The organism is Pseudoduganella sp. SL102 (genome assembly GCF_027856995.1).
GTDB lineage: Bacteria > Pseudomonadota > Gammaproteobacteria > Burkholderiales > Burkholderiaceae_D > Rugamonas > Rugamonas albidiflava.
In genome coordinates this window covers 2,261,367-2,281,720 of sequence record NZ_CP115554.1, presented here as the reverse complement: position 1 = coordinate 2,281,720, position 20,354 = coordinate 2,261,367, and the positions used below count along the sequence as shown (strand labels likewise).

General features: G+C 65.9%; 16 protein-coding genes. 7 read left to right on the top strand and 9 right to left on the bottom strand.

The window, feature by feature from the left end; genetic code table 11:
- Positions 1-56: 56 nt before the first annotated feature.
- Together OU994_RS09680 and OU994_RS09675 are read right to left on the bottom strand one after the other, a co-directional pair.
- A complete protein-coding gene (locus OU994_RS09680) occupies positions 57-611 on the bottom strand; it encodes a hypothetical protein (protein WP_281610576.1) in 555 nt (184 codons plus the stop codon).
- A 7-nt stretch (positions 612-618) separates the two neighbouring features.
- Positions 619-1,008, bottom strand: a complete 390-nt coding sequence (locus tag OU994_RS09675) for a hypothetical protein (RefSeq protein ID WP_131147082.1) — start codon at positions 1,006-1,008, stop codon at positions 619-621.
- 403 nt (positions 1,009-1,411) lie between these two features.
- Between OU994_RS09675 and OU994_RS09670 the strand changes: the two genes are divergently transcribed.
- Complete coding sequence (locus OU994_RS09670; RefSeq protein WP_281610575.1) at positions 1,412-2,176, top strand: exodeoxyribonuclease III; 765 nt, start codon at positions 1,412-1,414, stop codon at positions 2,174-2,176.
- Here the strand turns inward: OU994_RS09670 and OU994_RS09665 are convergent.
- From OU994_RS09665 to prpB, 5 genes are all read right to left on the bottom strand, one after another.
- The gene (locus tag OU994_RS09665; RefSeq protein ID WP_281610574.1) at positions 2,173-5,118 is read right to left on the bottom strand and encodes an EAL domain-containing protein; all 2,946 of its coding nucleotides are present in this window, start codon (positions 5,116-5,118) and stop codon (positions 2,173-2,175) included. The two genes, OU994_RS09670 and OU994_RS09665, sit on opposite strands and share 4 nt — an antisense overlap.
- A gap of 169 nt (positions 5,119-5,287) precedes the next feature.
- Positions 5,288-6,475, bottom strand: a complete 1,188-nt coding sequence (gene prpF / locus OU994_RS09660; RefSeq protein ID WP_281611609.1) for a 2-methylaconitate cis-trans isomerase PrpF — start codon at positions 6,473-6,475, stop codon at positions 5,288-5,290.
- Positions 6,475-9,087 carry a Fe/S-dependent 2-methylisocitrate dehydratase AcnD gene (gene acnD / locus OU994_RS09655; protein WP_281611608.1) on the bottom strand — a complete coding sequence of 871 codons (2,613 nt, stop codon included), beginning with the start codon at positions 9,085-9,087 and terminating at the stop codon, positions 6,475-6,477. Before acnD ends, prpF begins: the two co-directional genes overlap by 1 nt.
- Before the next feature lie 105 nt (positions 9,088-9,192).
- A complete protein-coding gene (prpC, locus tag OU994_RS09650) occupies positions 9,193-10,338 on the bottom strand; it encodes a 2-methylcitrate synthase (RefSeq protein ID WP_131147085.1) in 1,146 nt (381 codons plus the stop codon).
- An 11-nt stretch (positions 10,339-10,349) separates the two neighbouring features.
- On the bottom strand, positions 10,350-11,237 hold the full coding sequence (prpB, locus tag OU994_RS09645; protein ID WP_281610573.1) for a methylisocitrate lyase: 888 nt from the start codon (positions 11,235-11,237) through the stop codon (positions 10,350-10,352).
- Positions 11,238-11,402: 165 nt separating this feature from the next.
- Between prpB and prpR the strand changes: the two genes are divergently transcribed.
- The 6 genes from prpR (at position 11,403) to OU994_RS09615 (ending at position 17,603) form a co-directional block, all read left to right on the top strand.
- On the top strand, positions 11,403-13,016 hold the full coding sequence (gene prpR, locus OU994_RS09640) for a propionate catabolism operon regulatory protein PrpR (protein ID WP_281610572.1): 1,614 nt from the start codon (positions 11,403-11,405) through the stop codon (positions 13,014-13,016).
- A gap of 117 nt (positions 13,017-13,133) precedes the next feature.
- On the top strand, positions 13,134-13,991 hold the full coding sequence (locus OU994_RS09635; RefSeq protein ID WP_281610571.1) for an alpha/beta fold hydrolase: 858 nt from the start codon (positions 13,134-13,136) through the stop codon (positions 13,989-13,991).
- Between the two features lie 13 nt (positions 13,992-14,004).
- Entirely contained in the window at positions 14,005-15,033 is a 1,029-nt protein-coding gene (locus tag OU994_RS09630) for a sensor histidine kinase (RefSeq protein WP_281610570.1), read from the top strand.
- Positions 15,030-15,779, top strand: coding sequence for a LytTR family DNA-binding domain-containing protein (locus tag OU994_RS09625; RefSeq protein WP_281610569.1), 750 nt, complete (start codon positions 15,030-15,032; stop codon positions 15,777-15,779). The genes OU994_RS09630 and OU994_RS09625 overlap by 4 nt, the downstream gene beginning before the upstream one ends.
- Before the next feature lie 149 nt (positions 15,780-15,928).
- The gene (locus OU994_RS09620) at positions 15,929-16,735 is read left to right on the top strand and encodes an NF038132 family protein (RefSeq protein ID WP_281610568.1); all 807 of its coding nucleotides are present in this window, start codon (positions 15,929-15,931) and stop codon (positions 16,733-16,735) included.
- A gap of 142 nt (positions 16,736-16,877) precedes the next feature.
- The gene (locus OU994_RS09615) at positions 16,878-17,603 is read left to right on the top strand and encodes a PEP-CTERM sorting domain-containing protein (RefSeq protein WP_281610567.1); all 726 of its coding nucleotides are present in this window, start codon (positions 16,878-16,880) and stop codon (positions 17,601-17,603) included.
- A gap of 82 nt (positions 17,604-17,685) precedes the next feature.
- Here OU994_RS09615 and clpA read toward each other — a convergent pair whose 3' ends face one another.
- Both clpA and clpS read right to left on the bottom strand, forming a co-directional pair.
- Positions 17,686-19,986, bottom strand: a complete 2,301-nt coding sequence (gene clpA, locus OU994_RS09610) for an ATP-dependent Clp protease ATP-binding subunit ClpA (protein WP_131147090.1) — start codon at positions 19,984-19,986, stop codon at positions 17,686-17,688.
- The gene (clpS, locus tag OU994_RS09605) at positions 19,983-20,285 is read right to left on the bottom strand and encodes an ATP-dependent Clp protease adapter ClpS (RefSeq protein WP_130185626.1); all 303 of its coding nucleotides are present in this window, start codon (positions 20,283-20,285) and stop codon (positions 19,983-19,985) included. Before clpS ends, clpA begins: the two co-directional genes overlap by 4 nt.
- Positions 20,286-20,354: the final 69 nt, after the last annotated feature.

The following is a 20,354-nucleotide window of genomic DNA, read 5'->3' as shown; positions in this document are numbered from 1 at the left end:
AGGCAGATGAGACTGCCGCATCATGCGCTGGCGCAGACGCGTTGTGGAAGAAATCCTCAGTAAATGGCGGAGCCGCCCGGCGGTTGCGGGGTTGGCGGAGGCGGGGGTGGCGGAGCTGGAGCCGGGGCAGGCGCGGCCGGGGCCGGCGCCGGGGGCGGCGCAACCCGTTTCAGCAAGACGGTCAGGGTGGCCGGATAATCGAACCCGGCGCCGGTCTGGCGATCGACGAACTGGCCGGTGCCCGCCGTGAGCAGGATATTGCCCCAGCGTGAACTGTTCTGCTTCGGACCGATCTGGTCGACCGCATACACGTCATTGAGCCGGCAATCGACCGCCAGGGGCTTGGTGCTTTTGCGGATGCGCACACGGCCGGGCGAGGTGACGAACCAGCGACCGGCATCGTTGGTGAGGACGCAACCGATCCCGGCCACCTGTTGGTGGTCGAGCACGGTTTGTACCATCACATACTGTTCGGTCGATTCGGTCAGCGTGGCGCAACCCGCCAGCACGATCGCCAGCGTGGCTCCCGACAATCCGAGCAGCCCGGCCGGGACCGATCCGGCATGGCGCGCAAGCGTCATGCCGGCCGTAATCATCTGCCGGGTTGGCATCGAGCGGTCAGTCGCCGTTCTTGGCGGCCTGCTGCTTCTGCTTCAAGCCCTGGATGACATGCATGATGTCATCCATCGCCGTGTTGTCCCTGCTCTTCAGTGCCGAGAAAGCATCCAGCACTTCGTTCAGCACCTGGTTGCGCACGGCGGCCTCGTCCGAAGCAATCACTTGCGGACGTGTTGCGGTGGCGGTCGCGGTTGCGCTACGGGCACTACCCTTGTCCACGGCGTCCTTCGCGGTCTTGCGGCCGCCAGGGGTCTTGCCGTGTTCCAGCGCTGCCTGCCAGATCAGCCAGCGGCGCTGCGTTTCATACACCAGATATTCTTCTGGCTTGTCTTCGCGGCGACGGACGATGTGACCGTCCTTCTGAGCCCATGCTTCGAATGCAGATCGCATTTTCTTCCTTTACAAATGCTTTGCACGTTAAACCAAATAGTTCTCAATAGTACCATCTATTGACGCACGACAACACTAGAGATGAAGCAATTTTGTGTTGCCGCTGACGATGGTCCGGTAGCCGGGGCGCAAGCAGTTCATGGTGAACAAACTCAGTATATTGCCCTTTTCAGGCGACGCGAACGAATTCTAGTACTATTTTGATAACTGTGAGGCAAAAAATGCAATAAATTTTCAAAATGGTCGCATTTTGCAACGAAGTTGCGTCTGAGAGTAGTCTTATTATTTCCAATTGCTGACGCAGCGCAATTGAACTTCCGTACATTGTATTAGGTTTTTGCAACTCGTGGAGTACTCATTGCGGTAATATGCGGCCCGAAATGAAACACCCACGAGGAATACTATGCAACTGGTCACCTGGAACGTCAATTCCCTGAATGTCCGCCTGCCACACCTTTTGCAGTGGCTGGAAACAAATCCCGTCGACATCCTCTGCATTCAGGAAACGAAACTTACGGATGACAAATTTCCAGTGGCGGCCATCGAAGCGGCCGGCTACCAGGTGCAGTTTTCGGGGCAAAAGACGTATAACGGCGTGGCGATCCTGTCGCGCCTGCCGATGACCGATATCGTCCGCAACAATCCCCTGTACCCCGACGAACAGCAGCGCATCCTCGCGGCGACGATCGATGGCATCCGCGTCGTCTGTGCCTATGTGCCGAACGGCCAGGCGGTGGATTCGGACAAGTATGTCTACAAGCTGGGCTGGATGGCGGCCATGCGCGACTGGCTGGCCGATGAACTGTCGCGCCACCCGAACCTGGCGGTGCTGGGCGACTACAACGTGGCGCCGGAAGACCGCGACGTGCACGATCCGGCCGTATGGGAAGGCGAAGTGCATGTATCGCCGCGGGAACGCGCCGCCTTCCAGGCCTTGCTCGACGTCGGCCTCGTGGATTCGTACCGCCTCTTCGCGCAACCGGAAAAGACGTACAGCTGGTGGGATTACCGGATGCTGCGTTTCCAGAAGAACCAGGGCTTGCGGATCGACCATATCCTGCTGTCCGCCCCGCTGGCGGCGCGCTGTACCGGCTGCACGATCGACCGCACGCCGCGCAAGTGGAAGCAGCCCTCCGATCACACGCCGGTGATCGCCACGCTGGCTTAGGTTCGGACCCAGGCGTCCGGGCCGAGCCGCTCCAGCATGTTCGCGGCATTGGCACGCGGTACCGGCGGCGAGAACAGGTAACCCTGGGCGAACTGGCAGCCCTGCTCCTGCAGCAGGGAATAATGCCCTTCCGTCTCGACGCCTTCGGCCACCACCGACAGCTGCAGGCTGTCCGACAGCGCGACGATCGCGGCCACGATGGCCCGGTCTTCCGCGCTCTTTTCCAGGTCCTTGATGAAGGCCCGGTCGATCTTGATCTTCTTGACGGGGAAGCGCTTCAGGTAGGCCAGGCTCGAGTAGCCCGTGCCGAAATCGTCGATCGACAGGCGGATGCCCATCGCGTTGATCTGGCCAAGAATATCCAGCGTCTGCTCGCCGTGCTGCATCAGCGCGGTTTCGGTGATCTCGAATTCCAGCAATGCCGGGTCGATGCCGGTGTCGTCGAGGATGCGCCGGATCGCCGGCACCAGCCCGCGGTGCATGAACTGGCGTGGCGACAGATTCACGGCCAGCGGTACCGGCTGCAGGCCCTGCCGCTTCCACTCCATGCTTTGCTCGCAGGCGCGGCGGATCACCCATTCGCCGACCGGGACGATCAGGCCGTTCTCTTCCAGGATCGGAATGAACTTGTCCGGTCCCACCAGGCCGGTGCCCGGCCGCTGCCAGCGCAGCAGCACTTCGAGCGAATGCAGGCGCCGCGTGCCGGTGTCGATGATCGGCTGGAAGTGCAGCTCGAACTGGCTCTGCGCCAGCGCCACGCGCAGGCTGCTCTCCAGCTCGAAATGCGCGGCGGAGGCATTCATCTTCTGCGTGAAGAACTGGTACGTGTTGCGGCCGGCCGCCTTGGCGTGGTACATCGCCGCATCGGCGTGGCGCATCAGCGTTTCCACGTCCTGCCCGTCGTCCGGGCAGACGCAGATGCCGATCGACGGCGTGACGTGCAGCGTGTGTCCGTCGATGGGGAACGGCTCCGCCAGCGCGTCGATGATCTTCTCGGCCACGTGGGCCGCTTCCTCGCTGTCGCGGATGTGCGGCGCCAGCACGACGAATTCGTCGCCGCCCAGCCGCGCCACCGTGTCGCTGGCCCGCACCGCCCGGCACAGGCGCCCCGCCACTTCCTTGAGCAGCGCGTCGCCGGTCACGTGGCCCAGCGAATCGTTGATCGTCTTGAAGCGGTCCAGGTCGAGGAACATCACCGCCAGCAGCCGTTCGGTGCGCTGGGCATTGAGCACGGCACGCTCGATGCGGTCGGTCAGCAGTGCCCGGTTCGGCAAGCCGGTCAGGCTGTCATGGTAAGCCATGTGGTGGACCCGCGCTTCGGCCTGGCGGCGCTCGACGATCTCGCCCTGCAGCATCGCGTTGGCGCCCGCCAGCTCGGCGGTACGCTCCAGCACGCGGATTTCCAGGTCGTCGCGCGCGCGGCGTACCGAGTCCGCCGCCTGGCGCAGCGATTCCTCGGCGGCCTTGTGTTCGGTGCGGTCCTCGGCGATCCAGATGGTTCCCTGCGCCGGCGACTCGGCGTTCACCACATAGGCGATCAGCTGGGCCCAGAACGTGGTGCCGTCCTTGCGCCGCAACTCGATCTCGGTCTGGAACGGCCGGGCTGCCGCCAGCAGCGGGCCGGCTTGCGCACTGAGCGCCTCGTACGCCGCCAGCGACGGGTACAGCGCTTCGCATGCCATGCCGATCGCCTCGTCGGCGCCATAGCGGAACATCTCGGCAAAACCCCGGTTGTGGCGAGTGATGGTGCGCTGGCGCGTGAAGAGGATGCTGATCGAGGCGTTGTTCATCAGCGCCTCGGTTTCCATCTGGTTCTGCCGCGACTGCGTCACGTCCTCCAGGATCCAGATCGTGCCGCCATCGTTGTGTTCCTCGTCCACGGCCTTGGCACGCACGCGGCACCAGAACAGCGAGCCATCCTTGCGCTGGAACTGGAATTCTTTTTTCTCGAACGGCAGGCCACTGGCCAGCACCGGTCCCGCCTCGCCGCCGAACTCGCGGTACACCTGTTCCGAAGGAAACACGTCGCCCGAATGCATGCCGATCATCTCGTCCGGCGCATAGCCGAACATGGCGGCAATGCGCGGGTTGCAGCTCAACATGCGCTGGTTCTTCGTGAACAGGATGCCGACCGATGCGTTGTCGAGGATCGCCTTCTGCTCCAGCAGGATCTTGCGGGTGGCTTCGCTGGCGGCGCGCTGCTCGCTGATGTCCTCGACGATCCACACCATGCCGGCCTGCTCGTCGGACGGATCGACCGCGCGGCCGTGGGCGCGGCACCAGAACAGCGTGCCGTCGCCCCGCTTCATCGGCGTTTCCAGCGTGACCGAGCTTCCCTGGTGCAGCACCGGCATCCACTGCCGGCGCAAGCGGTCGAAGTGCTCCATGTCCGGGTACAGCTGGCGGCTCGCCAGGCCTTCCATGTCGTGGCGCGCATAGCCGAACATCTCGGCCGCGCGCATATTGCATTCATGGACGTGATCGAGCTTGCTGAAGATGATGCCGACGGCGGCGTTCTCGAGGATCGCGCGCTGTTCCAGCAGGGCCTTGCGCAGCGCGCGCTGGTCGCGCTGGACCGCGCCGATGTCATGGAACAGGATCGTGCCGCCGCGCCGCGCCGACGCGGCAGGGAAAGGCTTGACGGTGACTTGCACGGCCGCGTACCGGCCGCCGGCGGCTGCCAGGCAGCTGTCCCACGCCGCGGTGTCGCCACCGGCCAGCGCCGCTGCCAGCGCCGCGCCACTCTCCGCGCGCACATGCCGCGCGAACAGGTCCGCCATTGGCAGCCCGCGCGGATCGTGCGCCAGCAGCACATCGAATTCCGTGTTCGATGCGACCACCACGCCGTCGCCATCGCATGCGCAGGCAGGCATGCCGATCAGCTGCAAGGCATCGGCGATGGGGTCGGCTATCGGGGCGACAATGGTGAGGGCATCGTTCATGGCATTATTACACGCAATAATAGCTGCATCGAGGCAACTCAACGGCAAATCATAAACCAGCCGTCCCGCAATAGCCATGCACAATGCACGAAGCCCGGCGGCGCCGGGCTTCGATACAACAGATGGTTACAGGAATGGTTTTAAAACCACCCGCGCGCCGGCTTTCACCCTATTGCTGCGGTGGAACGCGCACGTAACCTTCCATCAACACGCGGGCACTGCGGCTCATGACCGCCTTGCTGACCTGCCATTGCCCGTCCACTTCCAGCGCTTCGGCGCCCACGCGCAGCGTGCCGGACGGATGGCCGAACCGCACCGCGGTGCGCACGCCGCCGCCGGCGGCAAGGTTGACCAGCGTGCCGGGGACCGCCGCGGCGGTGCCGATCGCCACGGCGGCGGTGCCCATCATGGCGTGATGCAGCTTGCCCATCGACAGGGCGCGCACCAGCAGGTCGATCTCTCCGGCATGCACCGGCTTGCCGGAGGAGGCGGTATACGTGGCGGGTGGCGCCACGAACGCCACCTTGGGCGTGTGCTGGCGCCGCGCCGCCTCGTCGACGTGGGCGACCAGGCCCATGCGCACGGCACCGTGGGCGCGGATCGTCTCGAACATCGCCAGCGCCTTCGCATCGCCATTGATGGCGTCCTGCAGCTCGCTGCCCGTGTAGCCGATGCTGGCGGCATCGACGAAGATGGTCGGAATGCCGGCATTGATCATCGTCGCGCGCAGCGTGCCCACGCCAGGGACCTCGAGCTCGTCGACCACGCTGCCGGTCGGGAACATCGCGCCGCCGGCGCCCTCCTCGTCGGCCGCCGGGTCCATGAATTCCAGCTGCACCTCGGCCGCCGGGAAGGTGACGCCGTCGAGCTCGAAATCGCCGGTTTCCTGGACCGCGCCATCGGACACTGGCACGTGGGCGATGATGGTCTTGCCGATGTTGGCTTGCCAGATGCGCACCACGGCCAGGCCGTTATGCGGCACGCGGCCCGGCTCGACCATGCCGTTGGCGATCGCGAACGGGCCCACAGCGGCCGACAGGTTGCCGCAGTTGCCGCTCCAGTCGACGAACGGCCTGTCGATCGACACCTGGCCGAACAGGTAATCGACATCGTGGCCGGGCCGCGTGCTGGGCGACAGGATTACCGCCTTGCTGGTGCTCGACGTGGCGCCGCCCATGCCATCGATCTGCTTGCCATAGGGATCGGGGCTGCCGATCACCCGCAGCAGCAGCGCATCGCGCGCCGGTCCCGGTACCCTGGCCGCCTCGGGCAGGTCGTCGAGACGGAAGAACACGCCTTTGCTGGTACCGCCACGCATGTAGGTGGCCGGGATTTTCACTTGGGGAGGATGCGCCATCATGCGGCCTCGCTGGCGGCGGTCCGGCCGGTGGATGCCAGGAAGTCCTGCGCGAAGCGCTGCAGCACCCCGCCCGCCTCGTAGATCGCCACCTCCTCGGCCGTGTCGAGCCGGCACTGCACCGGCACCGTGACGTTTTCGCCATTGTTCCGATGAATCACCAGCGTCAGCATGGCGCGCGGCTGGCGTTCGCCCACCACGTCGAACGTCTCGGTGCCGTCGATCCCCAGCGTGAGCCGGTTGACGCCACCGATGAATTCCAGCGGCAGCACGCCCATGCCGACCAGGTTGGTGCGGTGGATGCGCTCGAAACCTTCGGCCACGATGGCTTCCACGCCCGCCAGGCGCACGCCTTTCGCGGCCCAGTCGCGCGACGAGCCCTGGCCATAGTCGGCGCCGGCGATCACGATCAGCGGCTGCCGGCGCGCCATGTAGGTTTCGATCGCTTCCCACATGCGCGTGATCGTGCCTTCCGGCTCGACCCGTGCCAGCGAGCCCGCCCTGACCTGGCCGTCGACCACCACCATCTCGTTCTTCAGCGTGGGGTTGGCGAAGGTCGCCCGCTGCGCGGTCAGGTGGTCGCCCCGGTGCGTGGCGTAGGAATTGAAGTCTTCTTCGGGCAAGCCCATCTTCGCCAGGTACTCGCCGGCCGCACTGTCGAGCATGATCGCATTCGACGGCGACAGGTGGTCGGTGGTGATGTTGTCGCCCAGGACCGCCAGCGGCCGCATGCCCGCCAGCGTGCGCTCGCCGGCCAGCGCGCCTTCCCAGTACGGCGGGCGGCGGATGTAGGTACTCTGCGGCCGCCAGTCATACAGCGGGCTGACGCTGCCGCCAGCCTCTTCCTGGCGCGCGAACATGGGGATATACACCTTGCGGAAGTGTTCCGGCTTCACGCTGGCCGCCACGATCGCATCGATCTCCGCGTCGTCCGGCCACAGGTCCTGCAACCGGACCGGATTGCCCTGCGCATCGTGGCCCAGCACATCCTTCTCGATGTCGAAGCGGATCGTGCCGGCGATCGCATACGCCACCACCAGCGGGGGCGAGGCCAGGAAGGCCTGCTGCGCATACGGGTGGATGCGCCCGTCGAAATTGCGGTTGCCGGAGAGGACCGCCGTCGCATACAGGTTTCGCTCGACGATCTCCTGCTGGATCGCCGGATCGAGCGCGCCGGACATGCCATTGCACGAGGTGCAGGCATAGGCGACGACGCCGAAGCCCAGCTGTTCCAGCTCGGGCAGCAGGCCGGCTTCCTCCAGGTACAGGGTGACGGCCTTCGAACCCGGCGCCAGCGAGCTTTTCACCCAGGGCTTGCGCAACAGGCCGAACCGGTTGGCATTCCGCGCCAGCAGGCCGGCGGCGATCATGTTGCGCGGGTTGTTCGTGTTGGTGCAGCTGGTGATCGCCGCGATGATGACGGCGCCGTCCGGCATGCGGCCCGGCTCGTTCTCGACGATACCCGCGATGCCGCGTGCGGCCAGTTCCGACGTGGGAACGCGCTTGTGCGGATTCGACGGGCCGGCGATATTGCGCACCACCGTCGACAGGTCGAAGCGCAGCACGCGCTCGTACTCGGCGCCGGCCAGGCTGGCCGCCCACAGGCCGGCCTGCTTCGCATACAGCTCCACCAGCGCCACCTGCTCGTCCTCGCGGCCGGTCAGCCGCAGGTACTGGATGGTCTGCTCGTCGATGGCGAACATGGCCGCGGTGGCGCCGAATTCCGGCGCCATGTTGGAGATGGTGGCGCGGTCGCCCAGCGTCAGCGCGGCGGCGCCTGCGCCGTGGAACTCGAGGTAGGCCGACACCACTTTTTCCTTGCGCAGGAATTCGGTCAGCGCCAGCACGATGTCGGTGGCCGTGATGCCCGCCTGCGGCCGGCCCAGCAGTTCGACGCCGACGATGTCCGGCAGCCGCATCCACGAGGCGCGGCCCAGCATCACGGTTTCCGCTTCCAGCCCGCCGACGCCGACCGCGATGACGCCCAGCGCATCGACCATCGGCGTGTGCGAATCGGTGCCCACCAGCGTGTCCGGATAGGCGACGCCGCCGCTCACCTGGATCACCGGCGACATGCGCTCCAGGTTGATCTGGTGCAGGATGCCGTTCCCCGGCGGGATCACGTCGACGTTATGGAACGCCCGCCTGGTCCATTCGATGAAGTGAAAGCGGTCTTCGTTGCGGCGATCCTCGATGGCGCGGTTTTTCGCGAACGCATCGGGATCGAAGCCGCCACATTCGACCGCCAGCGAGTGGTCGACCACCAGCTGCGTGGGCACCACCGGGTTGACGAGCGCCGGGTCGCCGCCCTGTTCGGCGATCGCATCGCGCAGGCCGGCCAGGTCGACCAGCGCGGTCTGGCCCAGGATGTCGTGGCACACGACGCGGGCCGGGAACCACGGGAAGTCCAGGTCGCGCTTGCGGTAGACCAGCTGCTGCAGCGATGCCGTGAGCTGGGTGGCGTCGCAGCGGCGGCACAGGTTTTCCGCCAGCACGCGGGAGGTGTACGGCAGCCTGTCGTAGGCACCCGCTTCGATCGCTTCGACGGCGGCGCGCGCGTCGAAGTAATCCAGCGTGGTACCGGGCAGGTTCTTCCGGTACGCGGTGTTCATGGGCGTGTTCAATTTGCTTCCTTCACGTTCGTTCTGGCTTGCTGCTTGTTTGCCGGCTTGTTTGCCGGCTTGTTTGCCGGCTTGTTTGCGGGCTTATTTGCCGACTTACTTGCGCTCGGCGATCGGCACGAAGCGCAGGTCTTCCGGGCCCACGTAATTGGCGCTCGGGCGGATGATCTTGTTGTCGATGCGCTGCTCGATGATGTGCGCCGCCCAGCCCGAGGTGCGGGAGATGACGAACAGCGGCGTGAACATCGCGGTGGGCACGCCCATCATGTGGTACGACACGGCCGAGAACCAGTCCAGGTTCGGGAACATGTTCTTCACTTCCCACATCACCGATTCGAGGCGTTCGGCGATGTCGAACATCTTCATCGAACCCGCTTCCTTCGACAGCTGGCGTGCTACTTCCTTGATCACCTTGTTGCGCGGGTCCGATACCGTGTAGACCGGGTGGCCGAAGCCGATCACCACTTCCTTGTTGGCCACGCGCGCGCGGATGTCGCTTTCCGCTTCGTCGGCATTCTCGTAGCGCTTCTGGATATCCAGCGCCACCTCGTTGGCACCGCCATGCTTGGGGCCGCGCAGCGCGCCGATCGCGCCGGTGATGGCCGAGTAGATGTCGGACCCGGTGCCGGCGACCACGCGTGCCGTGAAGGTGGAGGCATTGAACTCGTGCTCGGCATACAGGATCAGCGACGTGTGCATCGCCTTCACCCAGCTTTCCGGCGGCGGCGCGCCGTGCAGCAGGTGCAGGAAGTGGCCGCCGATCGAATCATCGTCGGTCTCCACGTCGATGCGGCGGCCGGCATGGCTGTAGTGGTACCAGTACAGCAGGATCGAACCGAACGACGCCATCAGGCGGTCGGCGATGTCGCGCGCGCCGGCCAGGTTGTGGTCATCCTTTTCCGGCAGCACGCAGCCCAGCACGGAAGCGCCGGTGCGCATCACGTCCATCGGGTGCGCACCGGCCGGCAGCGCTTCCAGCGCCAGCTTCACGGCCTGCGGCAGGCCGCGCAGCGATTTCAGCTTGGCCTTGTAGCCCTTCAGTTCACCGGCGGTCGGCAGCTTGCCGTGCACCAGCAGGTAGGCGATCTCCTCGAATTCGCAGGTATCGGCGACGTCCAGGATATCGTAGCCGCGGTAGTGCAGGTCGTTGCCGGTCTTGCCGACGGAGCACAGCGCCGTATTGCCGGCGGTGACGCCGGACAGCGCAACGGATTTCTTCGGTTTGAACGTGGTCTCGGTCATGCCTGTCTCCTTTATTTTTTCTGTGCCGCGAACAATGCATCGAGCTTCTGTTCGAAGACATGGTAGCCGATGCTCTCGTAAAGTTCCTCGCGGGTCTGCATCGTGCCGAGCACGTTCTGCTGCGTGCCGTCGCGCCGGATCGCGCCATACACGTTCTCGGCCGCGCGGTTCATGGCGCGGAACGCCGACAGCGGATACAGCACGATGTCCACGTCGACCGACCGCAGCTCTTCCAGCGTGAACAGAGGCGTGGAACCGTATTCGGTAATGTTGGCCAGCACCGGCACCTTCACCGCCTCGGCGAAGCGCTTGTACATCGACAGTTCCGTCAATGCCTCGGCAAAGATCATGTCGGCGCCCGCCTCGACGCAGGCCACGGCGCGCTCGATGGCGGCATCGAAGCCTTCCACGGCCAGCGCATCGGTGCGCGCCATGATGACGAAGTCCTCGTCGGTGCGGGCATCCACGGCGGCCTTGACGCGGTCGACCATCTCACCCTGGCTGACGATTTCCTTGCCGGGCCGGTGGCCGCAGCGCTTGGCGCCCACCTGGTCCTCGATATGGACGGCGGCGGCTCCGAACTTGATCATCGACTTCACGGTGCGGGCCACGTTGAAGGCCGAAGCGCCGAAACCGGTATCGATGTCGACCAGCAGCGGCAGGTCGCACACGTCGGTAATGCGGCGCACGTCGGTCAGCACGTCGTCCAGGTTCGAGATGCCCAGGTCGGGCAAGCCCAGCGAACCGGCCGCGACGCCGCCGCCGGACAGGTAGATGGCGCGGAACCCGGCGCGTTGCGCCAGCAGCGCATGGTTGGCATTGATGGCGCCCACGACTTGCAGCGGCGACTCTTCGCGCACGGCCTGGCGGAACGCGGCTCCGGCGGAACGGATACTCATGATGGCCTTTCGGAATGACGATGGATGGCAGCAGTTTCGCAAGGAGCATGCCAGCATCTCCGGAAGGGTGGGAAGTGCGTGAAATCAACGGCTTGCAAGTAGTGCGGCACTCTCTACGGCGTTTCAGATGAAACATATGAAACGTCGTTGAACTATAATTGAAACATGACCGATCTCCTCCACGCCGACCCGGACAAGCCCGTTATCTGGACGGTGTCCATGTCGCGCCTGTCCGACCTGTTCCGCGACATCACGCCCGAATACGATGCGCTGGCCACCATCGAACCGATCCACCTCGGCTTCGACGAGGCGGTGCGCCATATCCGCGAGCGGCTGGCCACGGAGCGTTGCGATGCCGTCATCTCCGCCGGCTCGAACGCGGCTTACCTGAAGGGACGCCTGCCGGTCCCGCTGGTGGTCGCCAAGGCCAGCGGCACGGACATGATGCGCGCGCTGGCGCGGGCGCGCCGGGTCTCGGAGCGGATCGCCGTGGTCACCTACCAGCAGCCGATGCCGGAACTGGCCGAGTTCGCGGCCACCTTCGGCTTCGACGTGGCGCAGCGCACCTATGTCACGCGGGAAGATGCGCTGGCCCAGGTGCATGAACTGAAGGCGGCCGGGATCCGCGCCATCGTCGGCGCCGGCCTGATCACCGACCTGGCCGAGGATGCCGGCATGACCGGCGTGTTCCTCTACTCGGCGGCCTCGATCCGGCAAGCCTTCGACGATGCGCTGGAAATGGCCCGGCTGGCGCAGCTGGAAACGGGATGGATGGGCCGGCGCCGCGGCCGCGGTGGCGCCGTGCAGGACCCGCCGCGTGCCCGGCACGGCCTGGCCGACCTGCGCGGCGAATCGCCGGCGATGGAACAGGTGCGGCAGATGGTGGTGCTGTATGCGCGGTCGAACGCCACGGTGCTGATCCAGGGCGAGACCGGCAGCGGCAAGGAACTGGCGGCGCAGGCGATCCACCGCGCCGCGCCGCACGGCAGGGTCGACGAGGCGCGCCGCCCGTTCCTGGCGGTGAATTGCGGTGCCATCGCCGAATCGCTGCTGGAAGCGGAACTGTTCGGCCATGAGGAAGGCGCGTTTACCGGCGCGCGGCGCGGCGGCCGCGCCGGCCTGTTCGAGGCGGCCAATGGCGGCACGCTGTTCCTCGACGAGATCGGCGAGATGCCGCTGGCGCTGCAAACGCGGTTGCTGCGCGTGCTGGAAGAGCGGGAGGTGGTGCGGGTGGGCGGCACGCGCCCGGTGCCGGTGGACGTGCGGATCATCAGCGCCACGCACTGCGACCTGGCGCAGCGGGTGCGCGACGGGCGCTTCCGTGCCGACCTGTTCTACCGGCTCGCGGTATTGCGGCTGGCGTTGCCGCCGCTGCGCGAGCGCACCGCCGATATCGTGCCGCTGGCCGAATGGCTGCTGCGCAATGCGCTGGCCTCGCTGGGTGCGCGCGCCCAGCCCAACCTGCAAGCCGAGCTGCAGGCCTGCGCGCCGCTGCTGGCCGGACATGCCTGGCCCGGCAATGTGCGCGAGCTGCGCAACCTGTGCGAACGGCTCGCGCTGTTCGTGGCCGCCGAACCGCTGCAGGCGCTGACGCCCGCGTTCGTGCTCGCCGTGGGGCCCGAGCTGGCGGCCGGAGCAGGCGCCGCCGCGCCGACCGCCGCGGAACGCGTCACCGACGTGCTGCGCCGTTTCGATGGCCGGCGCGATGCCGCCGCGGCCTACCTCGGCATCAGCCGCACCACGCTGTGGCGCCGGCTGCGCGAGGAAGCGGGCGGCTGAATCGTCGCTCATCGCGCCGTTCGGCGTTCGCCGTTCGTCCTTGTTTTGCGCCGCTCGTCATACAGCGGCTGGCAGCGCACGGCAAGGGTGCGAGGATGCGTTTCAAGGAGGAACACCATGAAACGTCATCGACTCATCGCCGCCGCAGCCGCAGCCCTGTTTGCCGCCCTGCCCGCCTGCGCTGCTCCCGCCTTCAAGGCCGAAGTCACCGGTACCGGGCCCGCCGTGATCCTGATTCCAGGCCTCGCCTCGTCCAGCGAAGTATGGCAAGGCACCACGCAGCACCTGTGCGGACCGCGCCAGTGCCACGTGCTGACCCTGGCCGGTTTTGCCGGTCAACCTGCAATCGAGGGCCCGCTGCTGCCCCAGGTGGCACAGCAACTGTCCGCATACATCGCCGCGAACAAGCTGGGCAAGCCCGTCATCATCGGCCACAGCCTGGGCGGTTTCGTGGCACTGCGCTTCGCGATCGACCATCCCGGCCAGGTGGATCGCCTGGTGATCGTCGATTCGCTCCCGGCGCTAGGTGCGATGCAGGCGCCCCAGGCCACGCCCGAGCAGCTCCGGCAGATGGCGGCAGGCGTCCGCCAGGGGATGCTCGCCGCCGACGAAGCGAGCTACGCCCAGGCCCAGCGCCGCAACGTGGCAATGATGGTGACGCGCGCCGAGGACGTGGACCGCATCATGCAGATGGGCCGGGGTTCGGACCGCAACACGGTGGCCGGCGCGATGGCCGAGCTGATCGAAACGGACCTGCGCGACGACGTGGCGAAGATCAAGGCGCCGACGCTGGTGCTGGGCGCATGGGCCGCCTACAAGGACTTCGCGCCGCGCCCCGCGATCGAGGCGGTGTACACGAGCCAGTATGGCAAGCTGCCGGGCGTGCGCATCGAGATGGCGGAAACGGCGCGCCACTTCATCATGTACGACGATCCGGCCTGGATGTATGATCGCATCGACCGTTTCCTGAAGTGAAAGTGACAGCCCGATGACCTCCACACCGCCGCTGCTGGCGCGCCTGAACTGGTACTGGCCGCTGCAGCTGGGCGGCTGGAGCGTGCTGGGGCTGTTCGACCTGGCGCAGGCGATGGACCGCGCCGGCGACCCTGGCGTGATCGCCGTCTCCATTGCCGCCGTCGCAGCGGGGCTGCTGCTGTCCGACGGCTGGCACCGGCTGCTGAAGGGGCGCCCGGCCTGGCACCGCATGGGCCGCATGGCAGCCGCGGTATTCGTGCTGGGCTGCGCGAGCACCTTCCTGGTCTACCTCGCCTTCCTTGTCTTCAAGCCGTTCGGCGAGGTGCGCGGCTATGCGTGGCTGCCGTATGCGGTGCTGTTCTGGTGCGGCGTCCACACGGTGTGGACCGTGATGTACCTCGCCGCGCTGTCGATGCGCCGTGCCCGGCATGCCGAAGCCGAGGCGCTGCGGCTCGAACTGCACGCCAAGGACATCGAGCTGCGCGCGCTGCAGGCGCAGGTCAACCCGCACTTCTTCTTCAACAGCCTGAACAGCGTGCGCGCGCTGATCTACGAGGACCCGGAGAGCGCGGCGCGGATGATCGACCAGCTCGCCGGCCTGATGCGCTATGCGCTGCAATCGGGCCACGTGGAGACGGTGCCGCTGGCGGCCGAGCTGGAGGCGGTGGAAGCCTACCTGGCGATCGAGAAAATCCGTTTCGAGGAGCGCTTGCGCGTGCGGGTGGACATCGAGCCCGGACTGGAACATGTGATGGTGCCGCCCATGTCGCTGCAGACCCTGGTGGAAAACGCCGTGAAGTACGGCGTCGAACTGAGCACGACGGGCAGCGACATCCGCATCCGCGCCTGGCGCGGCGCTGGCGGCACGCTGATCGAGATCGCCAACGCCGGCGCGCTCCGTCTCCCTGGCGATTCCACGCAGGTGGGCCTGACGAATGCCCGCAAGCGCCTCGCGCTGGCGGTGGGTGGCGGCGCCAGCCTTGACCTGGCGGAATGCGACGGCTGGGTGCGCGCCACGCTGCAGTTGCCGGTGGCCGCATGAGCCAGGTAGCGGCGCCTGGCAACGGCAGCGCGGCGCAGGTGCCGCTGCGCGTCCTGATCGTCGATGACGAACGCCTGGCCCGTGCCGAGTTGCGGCGCCTGCTGGCCGCCCACCCGGGCATCGAGATCGTGGGCGAGGCGGCGCATGCCGAACAGGCGATCGCCCAGGTGGCGGCCTTGCAGCCTGATCTCTTGCTGCTCGACGTGCAGATGCCCGGCGCCAGCGGGTTCGACCTGCTGCAGGCGCTCGACACGACGCCTGAAGTGATCTTCACGACCGCGTTCGACCAGTACGCCTTGCAGGCGTTCGAGGTGAATGCGCTCGACTACCTGCAAAAGCCGATCCAGGCGACCCGGCTGGCGGCCGCCCTGCAACGCGCCGCGCTGCGGCTCAACCTGCCGGTGGCGGGCACGCCGGCCACGCCACGCAAGCTGTTCGTCCGCGATGGCGAGCGCTGCTGGTTCGTGGCGCTGGACAGCGTTCGCCTGTTCGAATCCGAAGGCAACTACACGCGCGTGTACTTCGACGATGTCCGGCCACTGGTATTGCGCTCGCTCACGCAGCTGGAGGAGCGCCTCGATCCGCAGCGCTTCCTGCGCGCCAGCCGGCGCCATATCGTCAACCTGGCGTTCGTCGAACGGATGAGCGCCAACGACGCGGGTGGCTTCGACCTGCTGCTTCCAGGGGACATGACCGTGGAAGTATCGCGGCGGCGGGCGGCACAGGTGCGCAGCCTCGGGCTGTGATGCTCCCCGATACGCTGTTCCTGGAACGCGGCAAGGATGTCGGAATCCTTTACATGCGCGGGCGCCTTGCTGTCCCCTTCATCCGGTGGATGACGCAGGCATGGGAAATGCAGGTGGTTTGAGTTATCTCAACCCGATGGAGACCGGTCATGAAAATCCCGATGCGTCCCCTTGCCGCCGCGGTGGCAATCCTTCTCGGTATGGCGGGCAGCAGCCACGCGCAGGTGTTCGATGGCGGTCTTCCGTCGGGGTGGCAATGTACCGGCGACTGCGGTACCGCCCCGGAAGACGGCAATATCACATTGGCGTCCGGCGGTGGCCAGCGATACGGCTGGGTATCGACGGCGAATGGCGCGGCGGGCGTGCTGCTGCCCGGTGTCAGCGCGCCGGCTGATTCGTTTGCCGGCAGTACCTTGCGTTCGCACCTGTTCACGGCGCAGGCCGGCGATGCGCTGCGGTTCGCGTTCAACTACGTGACAACCGACGGCGGCGACTTCAGCGACTATGCCTGGGTGCGCCTGCTGAACGGAGACGGCAGCCAGGCGGCGCTGCTGGCGACGGCGCGTACTTCGCCGGGCGGGGGAGCGGTGCCCGGCTTCGGCATGCCGGCGGGCGCGGCCACGCTGGACCCGCCCTTCTCGGGTGTCGAAGGCCTGGCTCCGACCTGGAGCCCGCTGGGAGACGATTCCGGCACTTGCTATATCCCTGACAATTGCGGCCAGACCGGCTGGATCGGTGCCGCGTACACGATCGCGGCAGCGGGCGAGTACACGCTGGAATTCGGCGTGGTCAACTGGGTCGACCGTGGCGCCGATACCGGGCTGGCGTTCGATGCCATCACGCTCGACGGCGTGCCGCTGGCGCCTGTGCCGGAGCCGGGGCGGCTCGGCATGCTGATGACCGGCGCGCTGCTGCTGGCATTGATCCGGCGTGCCGGTCGGCGGCGCGGCGACTGACCGCGCGCGCGGGCGGTTACCACATCCGTGCGGCGTTGGCAGACGACGACGGGGAATTGCAACAAATGTAACGAGCATTGTTGGGCTGTCCGGCCGACTTCTACGATGGTTCCCATCCCCACCACCGCAAGGAGAATCGCCCATGAAGCGCACGCCCCCTGTCACGTTTGCCCGCCCGGTTGCCCGCCGCACTGTCGGCAAGTTTACCGCTGGCATCTTCGCCGCCTGCCTCTTCACCCTCGCCGCAGCCCTGCCTGCCCACGCCGAGTCCATTTCCGCCATCGCGCAGGTGCAGGGCTGGGTCAACAGCAACGGCGGCAGTAACGAAGCCACGCCGCTCGGCAATACCTTCACCGGCAACGAGACCGGCATGCGCTTCAACAGCTGGGCGGCATTCTTCATCCCGGCCGGCACCACGTGGGCATCGGCCACGCTGTCGCTGTCGCCTTCCGTGTATGGGAACGCGCCGCCGAGCGTGATCGGGCTGTTCGACGTCGAAGGCGGCCTGCAGCCGCTGCTGAACACCTTCGAACCGGGCACCGGTGTTTTTGCCGACCTGGGCAGCGGAACCCGGTACGCCGCGGCCACCCTGCACGACAGCCCTGTCGACATCTCGCTGAACGGTGCGGCACTGGCCGACATCAATGCGCTGGCCGGCGCGTACTTCGTGATCGGCTTCACCAACCAGACATTGAACGCCGTGCCGGTCGAGGCCGGCGACCAGGGCGTTTACCTGGGTGGCATCCGCAACGAGCCGTACCTGGCATTGACGCTGTCGACCGTGCCTGCCGTGCCCGAGCCGGGCACCTATGCGATGCTGCTGGCCGGGCTGGCCATCGCGGGCGTGGCGGCACGGCGCCGCCGCTGACGATCTCGGACCGGAGAACCCGCCCGACGGTTCAGGGCGAAAAAAAACCCGCTCTCGCGAGCGGGTTCTTGACTGGCGTGGATTACTCCACTTCGACCGTTTCCGGCGGCGGCAGCGGTGCCGCATCCGGTTCCGGGAAGTCCAGCTTGATCTGGTCCTTCTCGTCCAGGTCCACCGTCACCCGACCGCCGGTGACGAGGCGGCCGAACAGCAGTTCGTCGGCCAGCGCCTTGCGGATCATGTCCTGGATCAGGCGGGACATCGGCCGCGCGCCCATCAGCGGATCGAAGCCTTTCTTCGACAGGAACTTGCGCAGGTTTTCCGTGAAGATCGCTTCCACCTTCTTCTCGTGCAGCTGTTCTTCCAGCTGCATCAGGAACTTGTCCACGACGCGCAGGATGATTTCCTCGTCCAGCGCGCGGAAGCTGATGATCGCATCGATCCGGTTGCGGAATTCCGGCGTGAACATGCGCTTCAGGTCGGCCATTTCGTCGCCGGTTTCCTTGGTGTTCGTGAAACCGATCGGCGCCTTCTGGAGCGCTTCCGCACCCGCGTTGGTGGTCATGACGATGATCACGTTGCGGAAGTCCGCCTTGCGGCCGTTGTTGTCCGTCAGCGTGCCATGGTCCATCACCTGCAGCAGGATGTTGAAGATGTCCGGATGCGCCTTCTCGATCTCGTCGAGCAGCAGCACGGCGTGCGGCTTCTTCGTGATCGCTTCGGTCAGCAGGCCGCCCTGGTCGAACCCGACATAGCCCGGCGGTGCGCCGATCAGCCGCGATACCGCGTGGCGCTCCATGTACTCGGACATGTCGAACCGGATCAGTTCGATGCCGAGGATGAAGGCCAGCTGCTTCGCCACTTCCGTCTTGCCCACGCCGGTCGGGCCGGAGAACAGGAACGAGCCGATCGGCTTGTCCTGCTTGCCGAGGCCGGCACGTGACATCTTGATCGCCGAGGCCAGCGCTTCGATCGCCGGATCCTGGCCGAACACGACGTTGCGCAGGTCGCGGTCGATGGTCTGCAGCTTGCTGCGGTCGTCCTGGTTGACGGTTTGCGGTGGAATGCGCGCGATCTTCGAGATGATCTCTTCGATCTCCGTCTTGCCGATGGTCTTCTTCTGCTTCGATTTCGGCAGGATGCGCTGGGCGGCACCGGCTTCGTCGATCACGTCGATGGCCTTGTCCGGCAGGTGGCGGTCGTTGATGAAGCGGGCCGCCAGCTCGGCCGCCGTCGACAGCGCCGACGACGAATACTTCACGCCGTGGTGCTCTTCGAAGCGCGACTTCAGGCCACGCAGGATCTGCACGGTCTGCTCGACGGTCGGCTCGTTGACGTCCACTTTCTGGAAGCGGCGCGACAGCGCATGGTCTTTCTCGAACACGCCGCGGAATTCCGTGAACGTGGTCGCGCCGACGCACTTCAGCTGGCCGTTGGCCAGTGCCGGCTTCAGCAGGTTCGACGCGTCCAGCGTGCCGCCCGATGCGGAACCGGCGCCGATGATCGTGTGGATCTCGTCGATGAACAGGATGCCGTTCGGATTATCCTTCAGCTGCTTGAGCACCGCCTTCAGGCGCTGCTCGAAGTCGCCGCGGTACTTGGTGCCGGCCAGCAGCGCGCCCATGTCCAGCGAATACACCACGGCATTCGACAGGATTTCCGGCACGTCGCCCTGCGTGATGCGGTATGCCAGGCCTTCGGCGATGGCGGTCTTGCCCACGCCGGCCTCGCCCACCAGCAGCGGGTTGTTCTTGCGGCGGCGGCACAGGATCTGGATCACGCGGTCGACTTCCTCTTCGCGGCCGATCAGCGGATCGATCTTGCCTTCCGCGGCCGACTTGTTGAGGTTTTGCGTGAACTGGTCCAGCGGGCTTTCCTTCGCCTGGCCTTCGGCCTGCGCGCCTTCCTCGACGCCTTCCGATGCCTTGGCCGCTTCGCCGGACTGGTCCTTGCGAACGCCATGCGAAATGAAGTTGACGACGTCCAGGCGCGTTACGCCCTGCTGGTGCAGGTAGTACACGGCATGGGAATCCTTTTCGCCGAAGATGGCCACCAGCACGTTCGCGCCCGTGACTTCCTTCTTGCCGTTCGAGGCCGACTGCACATGCATGATGGCGCGCTGGATCACGCGCTGGAAGCCCAGCGTTGGCTGCGTGTCCACTTCGCCGGTTCCAGGCACGGTGGGGGTGTTGTCGCCGATGAAGTTGGTGAGTGTCTTGCGCAGGTCTTCGATATTGACCGCGCAGGCACGCAACACTTCGGCTGCCGAAGGATTGTCCAGCAGCGCCAGCAACAGATGCTCAACCGTGATGAATTCATGCCGTGCCTGCCGAGCCTCGACAAACGCCATGTGCAAACTTACTTCCAATTCCTGCGCAATCATACTTCCTCCATCACGCACTGCAGGGGGTGCCCCGCCTTGCGCGCATGCGTTAAAACGAACTCCACCTTGGTTGATGCAATATCTTTTGAGAACACACCGCACACGCCTTTGCCGTAGCGATGCACACTCAGCATAATTTGCGTAGCCGTTTCGCGATCCTTGTTGAAATATTCCTGAATGATCGCGACCACAAATTCCATCGGAGTGTAGTCGTCGTTCAACAACGCCACCTGGTACATGGGGGGCGGCTTCAGCGTCTGCCGCTCCAGGACGGTCTCGGTGTCATGCTTGGTTGCCATACGCTTATATTCTAATGCTTTCGTGGTCGATGCAACGCCCGTTTAACTGGACGTTTCCATTTGTCCTCA